General features: G+C 73.9%; 15 protein-coding genes and 1 pseudogene. 8 read left to right on the top strand and 8 right to left on the bottom strand.

Translation table 11 applies throughout. The features are described from left to right. Window positions 1-275: 275 nt before the first annotated feature. Window positions 276-1,454, bottom strand: coding sequence for a carboxylate-amine ligase (locus ACZ5NJ_RS05945; RefSeq protein ID WP_468763220.1), 1,179 nt, complete (start codon window positions 1,452-1,454; stop codon window positions 276-278). A 279-nt stretch (window positions 1,455-1,733) separates the two neighbouring features. Here ACZ5NJ_RS05945 and ACZ5NJ_RS05940 point away from each other — a divergent pair, with 279 nt between their 5' ends. Then, the gene (locus ACZ5NJ_RS05940; RefSeq protein ID WP_468763218.1) at window positions 1,734-2,987 is read left to right on the top strand and encodes an MFS transporter; all 1,254 of its coding nucleotides are present in this window, start codon (window positions 1,734-1,736) and stop codon (window positions 2,985-2,987) included. Window positions 2,988-3,131: 144 nt separating this feature from the next. After that, window positions 3,132-4,205: an esterase-like activity of phytase family protein gene (locus tag ACZ5NJ_RS05935; RefSeq protein WP_468763216.1), complete on the top strand. Its 1,074-nt coding sequence runs from the start codon at window positions 3,132-3,134 to the stop codon at window positions 4,203-4,205. A 93-nt stretch (window positions 4,206-4,298) separates the two neighbouring features. On the opposite strand, the gene ACZ5NJ_RS05930 is transcribed toward ACZ5NJ_RS05935, so the two are convergent. From ACZ5NJ_RS05930 to ACZ5NJ_RS05920, 3 genes are all read right to left on the bottom strand, one after another. Next, window positions 4,299-5,645, bottom strand: coding sequence for a carboxyl transferase domain-containing protein (locus tag ACZ5NJ_RS05930; RefSeq protein ID WP_468763214.1), 1,347 nt, complete (start codon window positions 5,643-5,645; stop codon window positions 4,299-4,301). A gap of 1,022 nt (window positions 5,646-6,667) precedes the next feature. Next, entirely contained in the window at window positions 6,668-8,305 is a 1,638-nt protein-coding gene (locus tag ACZ5NJ_RS05925; RefSeq protein ID WP_468763212.1) for a sensor histidine kinase, read from the bottom strand. Then, window positions 8,302-9,339: a rod shape-determining protein gene (locus tag ACZ5NJ_RS05920; RefSeq protein ID WP_468763210.1), complete on the bottom strand. Its 1,038-nt coding sequence runs from the start codon at window positions 9,337-9,339 to the stop codon at window positions 8,302-8,304. Before ACZ5NJ_RS05920 ends, ACZ5NJ_RS05925 begins: the two co-directional genes overlap by 4 nt. A 221-nt stretch (window positions 9,340-9,560) precedes the next feature. Between ACZ5NJ_RS05920 and ACZ5NJ_RS05915 the strand changes: the two genes are divergently transcribed. Next, window positions 9,561-10,253 (top strand): esterase/lipase family protein, encoded by a 693-nt coding sequence (locus ACZ5NJ_RS05915; RefSeq protein WP_468763208.1) that lies wholly within the window; start codon window positions 9,561-9,563, stop codon window positions 10,251-10,253. Here ACZ5NJ_RS05915 and ACZ5NJ_RS05910 read toward each other — a convergent pair. Further along, window positions 10,250-10,843 (bottom strand): hypothetical protein, encoded by a 594-nt coding sequence (locus tag ACZ5NJ_RS05910; RefSeq protein ID WP_468763206.1) that lies wholly within the window; start codon window positions 10,841-10,843, stop codon window positions 10,250-10,252. The genes ACZ5NJ_RS05915 and ACZ5NJ_RS05910 overlap by 4 nt on opposite strands. A 78-nt stretch (window positions 10,844-10,921) precedes the next feature. On the opposite strand from ACZ5NJ_RS05910, the gene ACZ5NJ_RS05905 reads away from it, so the two are divergent. Next, the gene (locus tag ACZ5NJ_RS05905; protein ID WP_468763204.1) at window positions 10,922-11,602 is read left to right on the top strand and encodes an SCO2400 family protein; all 681 of its coding nucleotides are present in this window, start codon (window positions 10,922-10,924) and stop codon (window positions 11,600-11,602) included. A gap of 39 nt (window positions 11,603-11,641) precedes the next feature. Here ACZ5NJ_RS05905 and ACZ5NJ_RS05900 read toward each other — a convergent pair whose 3' ends face one another. Continuing rightward, on the bottom strand, window positions 11,642-12,064 hold the full coding sequence (locus ACZ5NJ_RS05900) for a MarR family winged helix-turn-helix transcriptional regulator (RefSeq protein WP_395509280.1): 423 nt from the start codon (window positions 12,062-12,064) through the stop codon (window positions 11,642-11,644). A 114-nt stretch (window positions 12,065-12,178) separates the two neighbouring features. On the opposite strand from ACZ5NJ_RS05900, the gene ACZ5NJ_RS05895 reads away from it, so the two are divergent. From ACZ5NJ_RS05895 to ACZ5NJ_RS05885, 3 genes and pseudogenes are all read left to right on the top strand, one after another. Beyond that, the gene (locus tag ACZ5NJ_RS05895) at window positions 12,179-13,201 is read left to right on the top strand and encodes an NADP-dependent oxidoreductase (RefSeq protein WP_468763202.1); all 1,023 of its coding nucleotides are present in this window, start codon (window positions 12,179-12,181) and stop codon (window positions 13,199-13,201) included. A 64-nt stretch (window positions 13,202-13,265) separates the two neighbouring features. After that, the gene (locus tag ACZ5NJ_RS05890; protein ID WP_358896269.1) at window positions 13,266-13,691 is read left to right on the top strand and encodes an organic hydroperoxide resistance protein; all 426 of its coding nucleotides are present in this window, start codon (window positions 13,266-13,268) and stop codon (window positions 13,689-13,691) included. A 69-nt stretch (window positions 13,692-13,760) separates the two neighbouring features. After that, window positions 13,761-14,495, top strand: a pseudogene (locus tag ACZ5NJ_RS05885) (EI24 domain-containing protein); the annotation flags it as partial. Between the two features lie 414 nt (window positions 14,496-14,909). On the opposite strand, the gene ACZ5NJ_RS05880 reads toward ACZ5NJ_RS05885, so the two are convergent. Then, the gene (locus ACZ5NJ_RS05880; RefSeq protein ID WP_468763200.1) at window positions 14,910-15,812 is read right to left on the bottom strand and encodes an NAD(P)-dependent oxidoreductase; all 903 of its coding nucleotides are present in this window, start codon (window positions 15,810-15,812) and stop codon (window positions 14,910-14,912) included. Window positions 15,813-15,910: 98 nt separating this feature from the next. Here ACZ5NJ_RS05880 and ACZ5NJ_RS05875 point away from each other — a divergent pair, with 98 nt between their 5' ends. After that, a complete protein-coding gene (locus ACZ5NJ_RS05875; protein ID WP_468763869.1) occupies window positions 15,911-16,249 on the top strand; it encodes a winged helix-turn-helix transcriptional regulator in 339 nt (112 codons plus the stop codon). On the opposite strand, the gene ACZ5NJ_RS05870 is transcribed toward ACZ5NJ_RS05875, so the two are convergent. Continuing rightward, window positions 16,246-16,971 carry a carbon-nitrogen hydrolase family protein gene (locus ACZ5NJ_RS05870; protein WP_468763198.1) on the bottom strand — a complete coding sequence of 242 codons (726 nt, stop codon included), beginning with the start codon at window positions 16,969-16,971 and terminating at the stop codon, window positions 16,246-16,248. The two genes, ACZ5NJ_RS05875 and ACZ5NJ_RS05870, sit on opposite strands and share 4 nt — an antisense overlap. Between the last annotated feature and the right edge of the window lies 1 nt (window position 16,972).

Genomic DNA, 16,972 nt, shown 5'->3' with positions numbered 1-16,972 from the left:
CGTTGCCCATGGCCGCACCTGTGCACGGCGGCCTCAGAGCCGTAACCGTAGCGGCGGCTCCAGGCGACGGGGGAGGGAACGGCCGACATCGGGAGACCGGCCGGAGCGGGGTCCGCTCCGGGTGGGACCTGCGCCCCCACGGAGCGTCGGAAGGCGGGGCCGGGCGACCCAGTACGGGACACGCCTCACGCGTGACCACGCCGGAAGGCCCCGCTCCCACCCGGACCGCCCGCATCCCCGACTGCTCCCCCCAGGGGTGACATACGGGACAGGCTTCAGAACTTCTCCGTCTCCTCCACCAGGCTTCGCAGCACGTCCCCCAGGTCCTGGCGGCGGGCGAAGGCCGCGCGCTGGCGGGCCGCGCCCGAGCCGTCGCGCAGGAGACCGCCCAGGGTGCGTGCCGCGTGGTCCAGGTCGCCGGCGGCGGCCAGGTCCGGGGCCACCAGGTCGAGCAGGGCCTCCGCCAGATCGGCCGCCGGGAGCTCGGCACCCGTGTACGGGTCCAGCCCGAAGCCCTCCAGGCCGTCGTGCGCCGCCCGCCAGCGGGCCAGACGCAGGACCTCGTCCCGTACGGGACGGTCGGGCCGCTGCTCCTCGATGTCGCGCAGCGCCGACGAGACCAGGGCGCGGCCCAGCTCGGCCTGGAGCACGGCCGTGTCGATGTCCGGGGACATGTCGGGCGCCCGGATTTCGAGCGTCGGCCAGTTCCCGGAAGGGCGGAGGTCCCAGTAGACCATCTTGGTGTCCAGGGCCGCCCCGGAGCCGAGCAGGGTCTGCACCGAGCGGCGGAAGTGGGCCGTGGACGGGAAGTGCGGGGGCGGGCCCGCCGAGGGCCAGCCCGCCCAGGCCATCGCCCGCCAGCTGGAGTGACCGGTGTCACGGCCGCCCCAGAAGGGGGAGTTGGCCGCCAGCGCGATCAGCGTCGGCAGCCAGGGGCGGACCCGGTTGGACACCGCCACCGCCGTGTCCACGTCGAGGGTCCCGATGTGGATGTGGCGGCCGCAGCTGACCAGGGTGTCGGTCAGCGCGCCGAACCGGCGGTGCTGCTCGCGCTGGCGCGGCTCGTCGTCGGTCAGGTGCAGCGGCCCGTCGACGGCCACGACGGGCGAGGGGGCGGCCAGCAGCCGGCAGCCGTGTTCGCGGGCCGCCGCGGCGAGGGTCCGCCGCAGGGCGGCGAGCTCCTCGCGCAGGGTGATCGCCGAGTCGGCGACCGGGGTGGAGATCTCCACCTGGTACCGGGTCCCCTCCGGGTGCAGCTGCTGCGGGAGCCCGGCGGCGGTGGCGAGGACGAGCGGTGCCGCCGGGACCACCCGCAAGGTGCGGTCGTCGACGAGCAGGAACTCCTCCTCCACCCCCACCGTGAGGGGGGCGGTGACACCGCTCGCGGTGCGCGGGCCGTGGCCCGCGGGGCCGGTGTCACCGGTGCTCGTGGTGCTGTTGCCAGGATCGATCACTACGCCTCCCTGGACATACGAGTCTTTCATCATGAGCCGAACAGGTGGCGCGGGGACAAGGCTGATCCGGTCAAATGTCGGGTGATAATGGCGAGTTAGCGGCAAGACCGACCGCGTACCGAAACCCCCGGTCCGGGTGGGTCGGGCGGTGCGCGTGGGCGGTGGGCGTCGGCGGGCGCACGGACGGGCGCGTGGGTGGGGTGTGGCGCGCGTGTGAGGTCCGTACGAACGTTCCGCGGACTCCAGGGGCGCCCCAGGCGCAGCCGGTTACCATCCCGTGTGACCGGTACCGCCTCCCCGCCCCGACCCAAGCGGCGCATACTCGCCGACCTGACCCCGCTGCGCACCTCCGCCCACTACCGGCGGCTGTGGGTGGGCGGCACCATCTCCTGGATGGGTCAGGCCATGACCGCCCTGGCGATCTCCCTCCAGGTCTACGAGATCACCGGCTCCAGCTTCTCCGTCGGCCTGGTCGGCCTCTTCTCGCTCGTCCCGCTCGTCGCCTTCGGCCTGTACGGCGGCGCCATCGCGGACACCGTGGACCGGCGCAAGCTCGGCCTCCACAGCCAGATCGGTCTCACGCTGCTGTCCTGCGGCCTGGCCGCCGCGGCCCTGCTCGACTACCACCGGGTCTGGCTGCTCTACACCGTCGTCGCCCTCCAGGCCGTCTGCGGGGCGCTGAACGGGCCGGCCCGCTCGGCCATGATCCCCAAGCTGCTGCCGCCCGAGCAGCTGCCCGCCGCGAACGCGCTGGGCTCCGTGACGATGACCTCCGGGAGCATGCTGGGTCCCGTCCTGGGCGGGCTCATCGTCGGCTGGTGGGGCTACCAGGCGGCGTACCTGATCGACGTGGTGACCTTCGTCGCCGCCCTGTACGCCATGTGGCGGCTGCCCGCCATGCTGCCGGAAGGGCGCAAGGGGCGGGCCTCGGTGATGGACGGGCTGCGCTTCCTCGGCACCACGCCCAACATCCGGATGACCTTCTTCTCCGACATGGCCGCGATGATCTTCGCGCAGCCGAAGGCGCTGTTCCCGGCCATCGCCGTCCTCTGGTACGGGGGCGACGCCAAGACCGTCGGCCTGCTGGTCGCCGCCCCGGCCGTGGGCGCACTGCTCGGCGGGCTGTTCTCCGGCTGGCAGGGGCGGATCCGGCGGCACGGGCTGGCGATCCTGCTGTCCGTCGCCGGGTGGGGGCTGGCCATCGCCGTCTTCGGACTGACCCGCAACCTCTGGCTGGGGCTGTTCTTCCTCGCGCTGGCCGGGTGCGCCGACACCATCTCGATGGTGTTCCGCTCCACGATGATGCAGACCGCGACCCCGGACGGGATGCGGGGCCGGCTCCAGGGCGTGTTCATCGTGGTCGTCGCGGGCGGGCCCCGGCTCGGGGACTTCCTGGCCGGCACCGTGGGCGACCTCGCCTCCCCGGCCGTCGCCGTCACGGGCGGCGGGCTGGCGTGCGTGGTGGTGCTGGGGCTGCTGGCGGCGCGGTGGCGGTCCTTCGCCCGCTACGACGCGCGGTCGCCGGAGGCGTAGGGCCTGGAGGCCTGCTGTGAACGGGAGTTGGCGGGATCGTTGCGGGACCGCCGCCTCCCCTTCCCCTTTCTTTCGATTCGGCATAGGACGGTTCGCGAGCCCCTCGCCTCCTCCGGACCGGTCGAACCACCAGGAAAGGCCTCCATGCCCCGCCTCCGTACGCTCGTCCCCACCGCGACGGCCACCGCCGCCCTCTGCGCGCTGCTCGCCCCGACGGCCGGCGCGGCGCCCGCTCCCGGGGACCGGGCCTGCTCCCCGTACATGTCCGTCGCCGGCTACTCCGACGCGCTGGACAAGGCCCTGCTCGACGGGAAGCTCGTCGGCGGGATCTCCGGGCTCGCCCCCGACCGGGACGGGACGGTCGCGGCCGTCTCGGACAAGTCGGCCCTGTACCGGCTGGAGGTGCCCGGCGGGGACACCCCGGCCGCCACCGCCACCGCGCGGCTCCCGCTCACCGACGGCGCCGGCAAGGTCCTCGACTCGGAGGCGGTGGTCGTCGACCGTGACGGGACCTACCTCGTCACGGACGAGACCGCGCCGGCCGTCCGCCGCCACGACCGGACCGGCCGGGTCCTCGCGACCCTGCCGGTCCCCCCGGCGTTCCGGATCGCCCCCGAGGGCCGGGCCACGGCCAACCAGACCTTCGAGTCCCTCACCCTCCTGCCCGGCGGGCACACCCTGGTCGCCGCCCTGGAGGGCCCGCTGGCCGGAGACGGCAAGGACGCGCGGGGGCGCACCCTCCAGCGGATCCAGACCTGGGAACGGCGCCGCGACGGAGAGTTCGTCCTGGGCCGCCAGTACGCCTACCCCGTCGACGCGGGCCACGGCATCGCCGAGCTCGCGGCGACCCGGGACGGGCGGCTGATCGTCCTGGAACGGGGCTTCACCCGCGAGTTCAAGATCACCGCTCGGCTGTACGCGGCCGACCCGCTGGGCGCGAGCGACACCTCGAAGACCGAGACCCTGACGGAGGGCCCGGGGCTCCGGCCCGCGCGCAAGACCGGGATCGGCGACTTCGACGCCTGCCCCACGCTGGGTGCCCCGTCGAAGCTGCCGCAGAACCACCCCCTCGTCGACAACATCGAGGGCATGACCGTCATCGGCCACGACGGTGCGGGCCGCATCCGGCTGCTGCTGGCCAGCGACGACAACGAACTCCCGCAGCAGATCACCCGCCTGTACCAGGTGGACGTACGGCTTCCGGCGCGGCGGTACTAGGACGCACGCCGGTGGTCCGGGGCCCGGCCCGGGCGGACGCGTCGGCGGCGGTGGCGAGGGGCCGGCGGGCCGGCGGGTGGGCCGGCGGTTCGGCTACCGCTTCGGGCCGACGATGCCGCGGGCCACGCCCAGCGCGACCAGGTCCTGGGGACGGATGCGGAGTTGGTCCGCCGTGGCAGGGGCTTCCCCGGACGGTCGCTTGAGGATGGCCGCCGCCAGCTCGGGGGCGATGACCGAGAAGTAGCCGTCCGGGGTCACCCAGGTGTTCCCGGGCGCGGCCAGGGCGAGCGCCCCGCCCGAGCCGCCCTCGCCGATCAGCAGGGTCGTCACCGGGACGGTGGCCGCCGCGACCGCCGCGAAGCAGTCCGCGATGGCCGGGCCTGCGCCCGCGTGTTCGGCGGCGGCGTCGTTGGCCGCGCCGGGGGTGTCCACCAGGGTGAGCACCGGGACCCCGAGCCGGTCCGCGAGACGGATCACGCGGGCGGCCGTACGGTAGCCCGCCGGGCGGGTGGCGGTGCCGCACTGGGCGGCGTACGCCACCGCCCGGCCCTCCCGCAGCCCGAACCCGCACAGCATCCCGGCGTCGAAGGCCCCGGCCCGGTCCCCCCTCAGGGGCAGCCGCAGCTCGAAATACGCGTCCAGGTACGCCTGCGCGCGGGGGCGCTCGGGGCGCCGGGCCTGCAGGACGGCGTCCCAGCCGGTCGGCGGGGGCGTGACGGCGCCCAGCGCGGCCGGGGGCTCGACCGGAACGGCGGCCCGGGGCGCGGCCAGCACCCGCAGCCAGTCCCCGACCGCCGTGGGCAGCTCCGCCGCGGGCACGACGGCGTCGACGTGCCCGGCCCCGTACTGGCCCTCGGCGGTGTAGGCCGCCGGATCGGCGTCGGCCGGCCGCACCCGGGACCCGGCGAAGCCCACCTGGGCCCCGGGCAGCGCCAGCACCACGTCGGCCCCCGCCCCGAGGGTGGCCCACCCGCCGCCGGTGGTGGGATCGCGCAGCACCGCGATCTGGGGGAGCCCGGCGGCCCGGGTCAGCACGCACTGGCGGGCCACGCGCTGCAGCTGCGCCAGCGCCAGCATCCCCTCCTGCATGCGGGAGCCGCCGGTGGCGATCAGGGAGACCAGCGGCAGGCGGCGCTCGCGGGCGTGCGCGTAAGCGGCCTCCAGCCGGTCACCGGTACGCCGGCCGAGGCTGCCGCCGAGGAAGCCGAACTCGAAGGAGACGAGCGCGGCTTCGCGGCCACCGATGCGGGCGGTCCCGGTGACCACGGACTCCCGCTCCCCGGTCCGCGCGGTGGCCCGCGCCAGCGAGGCGTCGTACCCGGCCCACCCGAGCGGGCCGTCGTCATCGGGGTACTCCGCGCACGGCGCGGGCAACTCCTCGAAGCTCCCGGGATCGGTGAGGGCGGCGATGGCGGCACGGGCCGAGAGACGGGTCGTCACGGGGCCAGGGTAGGCGGCGGAGCGGGGTGGGGGGAGGGCGGGACCCGAGCGGGGCGGTCTCAGGGAGGGGTTGGGGCTTTCCCGTCAGTCTCATCGTCCTTCCGTGTCGGGCCGGCCTGTCAAGGGCGCTCCTTCGTCGCGTCGCTTCGCGATGGCCTTCGGCCACCCTTGACAGACCGACCCGCCACGGAAAAACGAAGACTGCCGGGAAACCCCCAAAGAAACGGGACGGATGTACGTGAGACATCCGGCCGGATCAGGGACCCTCCGGGGTGGTCGGGGGTCGGCAGACATCCATCCGGCCCCGTCGTGAGGGCAATCGGGGACGACGTACGCGTCAGATCGCTACGCGCTCCTCATGGCTTAGCGTCCGGCGTCCGTCTGGGGCCGCTGCCCGCAGGAAAGGACGACGGAATCGTCATCCGGGCCCTCCGGCGCCCCAGATCGCTACGCGCTCCTCGCATCTCGGCGTCGGGCGGCCGTCTTGGCTTTCTGACCGCACCAGACGACGAGTGGCAGGGCATCCCAGCCCACGACCCACCCCTGGACGCCGAGACAAGAGGAGCGCGTAGCGATCTGGCGCGCCGGGGAGCCCGCATGTCGTCCTGATCGTCCTTGGGTGCAGGCAGGGACCCCAGACGGGCGGCGGACGCTAAGCAAAGAGGAGCGCGTAGCGATCTGACGCGTGGGCAGTGCCCGATTGCGCTCGCGAGAGGGCCGGATGCCCGGTCTGCCGACCCCCGACGACCTCGCCTGATCGTTGATCCGGCCGCATGCCCATCTATCCACCGTCCCGTTTCTTTGGGGGTTTCCCGGCAGTCTTCGTTTTTCCGTGGCGGGACGGTCTGTCAAGGGTGGCCGAAGGCCATCGCGCAGCGACGCGACGAAGGAGCGCCCTTGACAGGCCGGCCCGACACGGAAGGACGATGAGACTGACGGGAAAGCCCCAACCGATCTGTGAGACCGCCCGACTCGGGTCCCGCCCACCCCCGACCCCGCTCCGCCCCCCACCCCCCCGCCCCCTACAACCCCGACTCCCACGTCACCGTTGTCCCCCTGGTCCCCGTCTCCGTGTGGCCGTCGTCCGAGATCGTGAGGCGGACTCGGGAGGGGGTGGCGTCGATCTCGACCTCGATCGTCGTGACCCCGCTGCGGCGGTGGGCCGCCGCCAGGGCGCTGCGGAGGGTGGCCAGGAGGGCGTCCGTCACGCGGTCCGGGAGGAGGGCGTCCACCGCGCCCGCGAAGTGCACGGACGGCTGGAAGCCCAGCAGGACCGCCGCCCCGCCGGTTTCCCTGAGGACCCGGCCCCGGAACGTCGTCGGGGCGTCGGTCGGCGGCTGCTGGAGGGCGAAGATGGCCGTGCGGACCTCCTGGATGGTGGAGTCCAGCTCGTCCACGGCCCGGCTCAGCTCGTCGCCGACGTCCGCCGCGTCGCCCGTCGGGGCGTTCGAGGAGCGCCGCCGGGTGCTCTCCAGCATCATCTCCGTCGCGAACAGCCGCTGGACCACCAGGTCGTGGAGGTCGCGCGCGATGCGGTCGCGGTCCTCGTACACCGCGAGCTGTTCGCGGTCGTGCTGGGCGTCGGCCAGGACCAGCGCCAGCGCCGCCTGGGAGGCGAACTGGGAGGCCAGCAGCCGGTCCACGGCGTCGTACGGGCGGCCGCCCCGCGCCCTGGGCAGGGCGAGGGTGCCGATGAGCTGGCCGCCGCTCTGGAGCGGCAGCATCATGCTGGGCCCGAAGCGTTTGCGTACGTGCGTGGTCATCCGGGGGTCGGTCGCCGAGTCCTCTATGAAGACGGGTTCGCCGCCCAGCAGCTGCACCAGCACCGGGGACCCCGGCGCGATGGTCGTGCCGACCAGGTCGCCGGGGTCCCCGTGCGTGGAGGCGGCCACGATCTCCATGCCGCCCTCCGCCGTCGGCTGGAGCACCACGCCGGCCGCGGCGTCCGCGAGCAGCCGGGCCCGTTCGGCGACGCACATCAGGGCGTCGGCCGCCGGCCGCCCCGCCAGCAGGGTGGTGGTCACGGCGGCCGCGCCCTCGATCCAGCGCTCCCGGCGGCGCGCGGTCTCGTACAGCCGGGCGTTGCCGATCGCTATCCCGGCCTGCGAGGCCAGGACCCGCATCAGTGCGAGGTCCTCGTCCGTGAAGGGGCCGCCGCCGCGCTTCTCGGTGAGGTAGAGGTTTCCGAAGACCTCGGTGTGGACCCGGATGGGCACGCCCAGGAAGCTGCGCATGGGCGGGTGCCCGGGCGGGAAGCCGGCCGAGCGGGGGTCCTGGGTGAGGTCGTCGAGCCGCAGCGGCCTGGGGTCGGTGATCAGCGCACCGAGCACGCCGCTGCGGCCGTCGGGCAGGCGGGGGATCGCGGCGCGTTCGGCCTCGCTCATCCCGGCGGTGAACAGCTGGGTCAGCCGGCCGCGCTCGGGGTCGACCACCCCGAGCGCGCCGTACCGTGCTCCGCACAGGTCGGTGGCGGAGTCCACGACGTGCTGGAGGGTGGCCTGGAGCTCCAGCTCCGAGCCGACGCTGAGGACGGCGTCCAGCAGCACCGGCAGGCTGGACGGCGCCGCCCCGCCCGCGAGGAGCCCGCCCGGCTCCGCCGCCGATCCGGGCCGGGACCCCGGTTCGGGCCCCGGCCCCTCGTCGGCAGGCTTTCCCGTCATTCGGCCAGCGGGTTGAGGACCATCGGGGCGATCTTCCCTTCGAGCATCGCGCCGAGACCCATGACGGCGCACACGTCCGGCCGTTCCGCGATGGCCACGGGCATTCCGGTCGAATCCCTGAGCATCTGGTCCAGCCCGGGCAGCAGGGCGCTGCCGCCCACCATCATGATCCCCCGGTCCGTCAGGTCGGCGACCAGGTCGGGCGGGCAGTCGCGCAGCACCTTGCCGATGCCGTCGAGGACGGCGGTCAGCGGGGTGTGGATGGCGTCGCGGACGGCGGCGGTGTCCACGTGGACGGAGCGGGCCAGGCCGGTGGCCACGTCGCGGCCGTGGATCAGGGTGGAGGCGGGGCCTTCCGGGGTGATGCCGTTGCCGTGCAGGGCCAGCTGGAGGGGGCGGACGGCCTGGCTCGGCAGCATCAGCTCGTGGGCGTGGCGCAGGTGCTGGACGACGGCGTGGTCGATGGCCTCGCCGCCGACGGGGATCCGCTCGGCGGTGACGATCGAGCCGAGGGAGAGCACCGCCACCTGGGTGGCCGCCGCCCCGCACACCATGATCATCGTCGCGGTCGGCTGCTCCACGGGCAGGCCGCAGCCGACGGCCGCCGCGATCAGGGTGTCGACCAGTTCGACGCGCCGCGCCCCCAGTCCGACCATCGTCTCGACGGCGGCGCGCTGGGCCAGCGGGTCGGCGTCGTGCGGGGTGCAGCAGGCGGCGCGCAGCCGGGGCTTGCGGCGCAGGGCGCGGCGCAGCTTCTCGCCGAGGAGGTGACGCAGCATCCGCTGGGCCATCTCGATGTCGACGACGGTGCCGCCGGAGACGGGGCGGACGACGCGGATGTAGTCGGGCGTGCGGCCCGTCATCCGTTCGGCGAAGGTGCCGACGGCGATGAGGGCGCCGGTGCGGGTGTTGACCGCGGCGACGCTGGGCTCGTCGACGACGAGCCCCGCGCCCTTGACGTAGACGCGGGTCCTCGCGGCTCCCAGGTCGACGGCGACGTGGCAGCGGCGCAACTGCTCAAGACTGACGGTCACGGCAGGTCCTCCCGAGAGCGCTGGTGCAGAAGGGACCGACGGACGCCGGTCGCAATTCATATCTTCTCGGGTCAATGGGGCATACCGCCCGCTGGAATGCTCCGGCTGGGGCGTGGCGTACGGGGCGGACGTGCTGCACGGGGGTGGATTTCTGTACCGACAGGCAGCACCATGCGCGCACCATCCGCGCTACCCGTGCGTAACAAGGTAAAGGGGACCCGATGCTGACGTCCCGCCAGAAACTCCTGGCGCTCCTGACCCTCTGCCTCACCCTTCTCGCGCCCGTCCCGGCCCAGGCGGCGGCCGCCGGGCCCGCCGCCGCCCGCAATCCGGTGGTCTTCGTCCACGGTTACAACGCCGACCCCGGCGTCTGGGGTTCCCTCCGGGAGGACCTGCGGGCCGACGGGTACGCGGACTCCGAGCTCTTCTCCTTCGGCTACGACACCCACCAGTCCGTCAACGAGGTGCTCTCCGGCCGCCTCGCCGCCTACGTCGACGAGGTCCGCCGGCGGACCGGAGCCGCCCGGGTGGACGTCGTCGGCCACTCCTTCGGCTCGCTCGTCAGCCGCTGGTACGTCAAGTACGGCGGCGGCACCGCGACCGTGGACCACTGGGTCTCGCTGGCCGGCCCCAACCACGGCACCTCCACCGCCTGGGCCTGCGCCCTGTGGGACCAGGCCTGCCGCGACATGACCCCGGGCTCCTACGTGGTGAAGAACCTCGCCTCCGGCGACGAGACCCCCGGCGCGGTGAAGTACGCGACCTTCTGGTCGGACTGCGACGAGGTCGTCAACCCCGACAGCAGCGTCCCGCTCGCCGGAGCCCTGAACACCCCGGTCGGCTGCCTCAAGCACAACGACCTGCTCGGCGACGACGCCACCTCGGCCGGCGTCCGCGCCTTCCTACGGTCCTAGAGGCCCGCTTCCCCCGCCGGCTGCACCCGCTGGAGCAGCCCGTACGTGAACTCCGCCACCAGGGCCCGCCCCGACGCGGTGAAGGCCAGCCGCCAGCGCGTCGGTGCGGTGCCCTCCATCGGCCGGGCCGGCGCGAAGGCCCGGGCCACCTCGTCCACCGTCGCCGACCAGGGCAGCAGGTCCGCTTCCGTCTCCAGTACGGGTCCCCGCGCACCCGGGGCCCGCACCAGCCACTCGTTCCACACCGCCCCGTCCGGCGCGGCCAGCACCTCGAAGCGCAGCTCGGGCCAGAGCGGCACCGGCCACAGCAGCGCCTCGCACTCCAGGTCCCCGATCCGGCGGCGCTCCACCGACTCCGCCGGCCCGAGCACCGACCGGTAGCGGGCCAGTGCCCCGCGCGAGCGGGGCGAGCGCACCATCGCCTGCCACCGCCGGTTGGCCTCCCGCTGCTCGGCGAGGCCGGCGCCCAGCCGCAGCCGGGCCGCCTCCGCGAGGCCGGGCTGGAAGTCCGCCATCCTGCGCAGCAGCACCAGCTGGAAGGCGCCCGGCCCGAAGGCTCCAGGGCGCCCCGGATTCGGGGTCGCGGTCATGGAGCCCACGATTCCACACAGGATCCTCACGCTCCCGGAATGCTTATGTTGCCGAGGACCGCATAGCCTGCGGGGCCCATGAACTACTTCTGCCCCGCCTGTCAGAGGCACCTCAACGGCGCGCTCGCGTGCGCAGGGTGCGGGACCCCGGCCGAGCACCTGGTGGCCGCCGTGCCCGGTGCGCCGGGCCCGGGCCCGGCGCCGCAGCCCGCGCTGGCCGAGGTGTTCGCGGACTCGCTCGTCGTCCTGACCGCCCCCCACGAGGGTCGCGCCGGCACCCGCAAGCGCGCGGCCTCCCGCCGCAGACGCGGACGGACCGCCCTGGCCGTCGGCCTCGGGCTGGTGCTGGCGACCGGGGGCTCGATCGCCGTCGCCCGGATCGTGGGCGACGACGAGGGGGTGAACCGGGCCGACCGCGTGGAGCTCACCGACAGCGGGCCCAAGCAGCCCGACGCCCTGCCGAGCGAGGCGCCCGCCGCGCCCTCCGCCCTGCCGAAGGCCCCGGTCGGGGCGGCGAAGACGGCCCGGCCCAGCGAGAGCCCGAGCGGCTCCCCGTCGGGGCCGAGCGAGAGCGCCTCCGCCCCGACGGGGACGCCCTCGCAGAAAGGTTCCGGCGGAGGGGCAACCGTAAAACCGACGGCATCGGCGAAGCCGTCGCCGGGCACTTCCGGCACGGTGCAGCCGACCCCGACGAAGACCAAGCCGGGCAAGCCGAAGCCCCAGCCGACCGATACGTGCGTGTTCTGGATCTTCTGCTGACAGGCCCCGACCGGTCCGGCCGTCCCCGGCCGCTCGGCCTCAGCCCAGCATCCGCCTGAGCAGGTCCCGCAGGGCCGTGCGCTCCTCCGACGTGAGCCCGGCCAGCGGTTCGCGCGCGAAGTCCAGCGACTCGCGCAGCCGCTCCGCCGTCTCGGCCCCCTCCTCGGTGGGTGCGGCCAGCTTCACCCGGCGGTCGGCCGGGTCCGGGCGGCGTTCGACCAGGCCGCGGGTCTCCAGCCGGTCGATGATGCCGGTGACGTTGGACGGCTCGCAGCGCAGCTTCTGCGCGATGCGGCGCATGGGCAGCGGCTCCAGCGACAGCAGCGTCAGGACCTTCGCCTGGGCGCCGGTGAGCTGGTGGCGGGCGGCCGCCTCCTCGTACTCCATGTGGTAGCGGGCCACGACGTCGCCGATGAGCTCGACGACCTCGACGGTCACTGGGTCTGCGCGACGACTGGGCATGGGACCAGCGTACCCATTTGCTTGACAACATGAAATATCCAGGAGCATGGTTGTTTCAGGTCGTGAAGCATTCGTCTTCCCTCCCTCCTCTCTACCCTCTCCCTGGAGCCCCTCATGTCTCAGATCCCCGCCGTCAGCCGCGAGTGGCACCTCGTCCGCCGTCCGCAGGGCTGGCCCGTGGCCGAGGACTTCGCCCTCCGTGAGGTGCCCGTCTCCGCCGAGCCCGCCGCCGGCCGGATCCTGGTCCGCAACCTGCACATGTCCGTGGACCCGTACATGCGCGGCCGGATGAACGACACCAAGTCCTACGTCCCGCCCTTCCAGCTCGACGAGCCGATGCAGGGCGGCGCGGTCGGCGAGGTCGTCGCCTCCGCCGCCGAGGGCTTCGAGGTCGGCGACCACGTCCTGCACATGCTGGGCTGGCGCGAGTACGCCGAGCTCGACGCGCGGCACGCCACCAAGGTCGACGCCTCCCTCGCCCCGCTCTCCGCCTACCTCGGCGTCCTCGGCATGCCGGGCCTGACCGCGTACGCGGGCCTCTTCGAGGTCGCCTCCTTCAAGGAGGGCGACTCCGTCTTCGTCTCCGGCGCGGCCGGTGCGGTCGGCGGGCTCGTCGGCCAGTTCGCGAAGATCAAGGGCGCCTCCCGGGTGATCGGCTCCGCCGGCTCGGACGAGAAGGTGAAGCTCCTCACGGAGAAGTACGGCTTCGACGCCGCCTTCAACTACAAGAACGGCCCCGTCGGCGAGCAGCTCAAGGAGGCCGCCCCCGAGGGCGTCGACGTCTACTTCGACAACGTCGGCGGCGACCACCTGGAGGCCGCCATCTCCGCCATGAACGTCCACGGCCGCGCCACCCTGTGCGGTGCCATCGCCGGCTACAACGACACCGAGCCCGCCCCCGGCCCGCGCAACCTCATGATGGTCATCGGCAAGCGCCTGCGCCTCCAGGGCATCCTGGTCGGCGACCACGCCGCGCTCCAGCCGCAGTTCGTCAAGGACGTGGCCGGCTGGCTGGCCTCCGGCGAGCTCCGCTACGACGAGACGGTCGTCGAGGGCGTGGAGAACGCGACCGAGGCCTTCCTCGGAATGCTGCGGGGCGAGAACACCGGAAAGATGATCGTCACGTTCACCCGTTAGGCTCCCTCCATACCGTCGCGATCGTGGGCGCGAGTCGCGGCGACTATCTGGAGGATCCGTTTTCATGTCCATCACCCAGTCCGACGTCGCGTACACGGCCGTCGCCACCGCCGAGAACGGCCGTGACGGCCGCGTCGCCACCAACGACGGCCGGCTCGACGTCGTCGTGAACCCGCCGAAGGAGCTCGGCGGCAGCGGCGCCGGCACCAACCCGGAGCAGCTGTTCGCCGCCGGCTACAGCGCCTGCTTCCAGGGCGCCCTCAGCGTCGCGGCCCGCAACGAGAACGTCGACGTCACCGGCTCCACCGTGACGGCCGAGGTCGGCATCGGCAAGAACGACGAGGGCTTCGGCATCATCGTCAAGCTGACCGCTTCGATCCCGAACGTGGACGCCGCCGTCGCGAAGGACCTGGTCGAGAAGGCCGACCAGATCTGCCCGTACTCCAAGGCGACCCGCGGCAACATCACGGTCGAGCTGAACGTCGCCTGACGCTCGCCCGCCGCAGCTCCACGAGGCCGCACCCCCCAGGGGGTGCGGCCTTCGCCGTAAACTGGCCGCATGCGTGATCTTGCGGGGGGCTTCCGGTACCTGATGGCCGGACAGAGATGGGTGTTCGGCAACGGCCGCTGGCTGGGCTTCGGCCTGCTGCCGGGCCTGGTCTCGCTGGTGCTGTACGGCGCCGCGCTGACCGGTCTCTTCTACGGGGCCGACGACTTCACGGCCTGGGCGACGCCGTTCGCCTCGGACTGGTCCTCGCCCTGGCTCGGCCTCTTCCGCGGGTTCCTGACCGCCGTGGTGGTCTCCCTCGGGCTGTTCCTGTCGGTGATCACCTTCACCGCCGTGACCCTGCTGGTCGGCCAGCCCTTCTACGAGTCCCTCTCGGAGCAGGTGGACCGCACCGAGGGTGGTGAGGTCCCGGAATCGGGGCGCTCGTTCTGGGAGGACCTGTGGATCTCCGCCCGGGACAGCCTGAGGCTGCTGGTGCGGGTGATGCTCTACGGGATCCTGCTGTTCGCCCTCGGGTTCATCCCGGTGATCGGGCAGACGGTGGTCCCGGCGATCGGTTTCTGCGTCTCCGGCTTCTTCCTGACCCAGGAGCTCACCTCCGTCGCCCTCCAGCGGCGCCGGGTGGACCTGGACGAGCAGCTCGTCCTGCTGCGCGGGCGGCGCGCGATGGCCCTGGGCTTCGGGGTGCCGCTGGTGCTGCTGTTCCTGGTCCCGTTCGTCGCGGTGTTCCTGATGCCGGGCGCGGTGGCGGGGGCGACCCTGCTGGCGCGGGAGCTGGTGGGGGACGACGCGGAGGCCTCCGAGGGCGGGGACGGGGACGAAGCCGGGCGGGCCGACGCCCAGGCCGAGGCGGGCCCGTACGGTGCTCCCGGCCAGGCGGGCCCGTACGGTGCGGCCGGCCCGTACGGCGGCCCCGGGCAGCCTCACGGCCAGGGCTACGGTCAGGCTCCGGGCCGGGCGTACCCGCAGGCTCCCGGGCAGGGCCACGGCAGCCAGGGATACGCCCCCGCTCCCGGGCAGGGCTACGGACAGCCGGCCCCGGGCCGGGCTCCCGCGTACGGCCAGCCGTCCGGCTACGGGCAGGGCGCGGGGCAGGCCCCCGGCTACGGCCAGGCTCCCGGGCCGGGACAGCCGTACGGGTACCCCCCTGCCCCCGGGCAGGACCCCCGCTCGTACTCCTGAAGCGGCGGCGCGGGCGCCTCAGCGGCCGGGGTCGCGCCGCAGCAGGGTGATCGCCCCCACCGTGTCCTCGCCCGCGTGGGCCGCCGGGTCGGCGTCCAGGCGCTCCCGCATCAGGTCCAGGTACGGCGCGATCAGCTCGGCGCTGACCCCCTGGTCGGCGGCGGTGCGCAGCAGCGTGCCGGCGGCCGCGACCTGCATGGCCAGGTTGGAGACCACCCCGGTGGTGAAGTCCCGGGAGGTCAGCCGCTCGGCGGCGTTCCCGACGAAGAACCCCATCGCGCCGAGCCACTCCGACAGCAGTGGGGCCAGGTCCTTGGGCGCGATGTCCTCGCCCTCGATCAGGGCGAAGGCGTGCGAGACCCCGGCGAACAGCCCGTTCATCGCGCTCAGCAGCGCGACGTCGTGCAGGGCCGCGTGGCCCGGGTCCGCGCCGACGAAGCGGGCGCCGGCCGGGACCTCCAGGGTCGTCCGGTGCGTGTCGAAGAGGGCGCGGGAGCCGCTGTAGAACACGTACCCGCCGGCCTCCGGGACGCCGATCATCGACGGGGTGGCCATGATCCCGGCGTCCACGAAGCGGGCGCCGCGCTCCTCGGCCCAGGCGGCCCGGGCCCGGCCCTCGGCGGGGGTGCCGGTGGTGAGGTTGACCAGGTCCTTGCCGGTCAGGTCGATCCCGTCCAGGACGGAGCCGATGCTCGCGTCGTCCAGCAGGCAGAGCACGATCAGGGTGTTCGCGGAGACGGCCGCGGCGGGGGTGCCGGCGACGGCCGCGCCCTCGTCGGCCAGGGCCCGCGCCTTGGCGGGGGTGCGGTTCCAGACGGTCAGGGGGTGTCCGGCGGAGAGCCAGGTGCGGGCGAGGGCGGTGCCCATGTCGCCGAGGCCGAGCAGGGTGAGCGGGCGGTGCGCGGTGTCGTTGTCGGTCATGCCGTTTAGCCTGGTGGCAGGGTGACGGGGGCTCAAGTACGCACTTCGGAGTGGGTGGTTACCCCGGGGTGAGCGAGCAGGTGGGAGGGGTGGGCGGGATGGCGCTGACGCGGAGGCCGGGTGCGGACCACTGCGGGATCGCGGCGGCGATGGCGGTGATCGACGGCAAGTGGAAGGTCTCGATCCTGTGGGAGCTGGAGCAGGGTCCGGGCCGCCGGTTCGGGGAGTTGCGCCGGCTGGTCCCGGGCGTCTCGGAGAAGGTCCTCGCGGCGCAGCTGCGCGAGCTGGAGTCGGACGGCATAGTCCACCGTGAGGTCTTCGACGAGGTCCCGCCGCGCGTGGAGTACTCCCTGACCCCGCTCGGCGAGGAGCTGAGCGGGGCCCTGGAGTCCCTGGGGCAGTGGGGCGCGAAGCACCTCCTGCCCGACTCCGTCTAGGACCGCGGTGGGGCGGGGACGTCCGCCGTGACCACCGTCGGGGTGAGGGCGTCCGCCTCGGCGAGGGGGGTGCCGTCGGGGGACCAGATCGCGGCGCCGCCGCAGCCGGTCCAGGGGCCCGCCGGGCCGACGTGGTTGGCGAGGACCACGTGGAGGCCGTGTTCCTTCGCCATGCCCGGGTGGATCGTGGCGCGTTCGGTGATGCCGTCGCCCGTGCCGTAGAGGGAGCTCGCGAGGTGGACGCGGCAGCCGTCGGCCGCGCCGCGGGCGGGCAGGTCGGGGAAGTGGTTGTCGAAGCAGACGCCCAGGGAGAAGCGGATGCCGCCGAGGGTGAAGCGGCCGTCCGTGGTGCCGGGGGTGAAGGCGCCCTGTTCGTGCTGGTAGAGGTGCTGTTTGGCGTACGTGGTGAGGTGGGCGCCGTCGGCGTCGTAGACCAGGGTGGCCAGGGCCGGCAGCGGGTCCGGCGTGCGCAGGGCGGCGTTGACGGCGACCGCGATGCCGGCCGAGCGCAGCCCGTCCAGGCGGGGGTCGTCGGCGCCGGACAGCCACAGGGTCGGGTCCTCGGCGAGGGCTTCCAGCTCGTAGCCGGTGAGCGTCAGTTCCGGGAAGACCACCAGCTCCGCGCCCTCGGCCCGGGCCCGTGCGGCGAGGGCGGCGGCCCGTGCGGCGTTGGCGGTGACGTCGGCGGGTACGCAGGTCAGCTGTGCGGCGGCGATCTTCATG

This window comes from Streptomyces sp. NPDC032091 (assembly GCF_055580265.1).
Note: the sequence above shows the minus strand (reverse complement) of the source record. Positions and strands in the feature narration are given on the sequence as shown.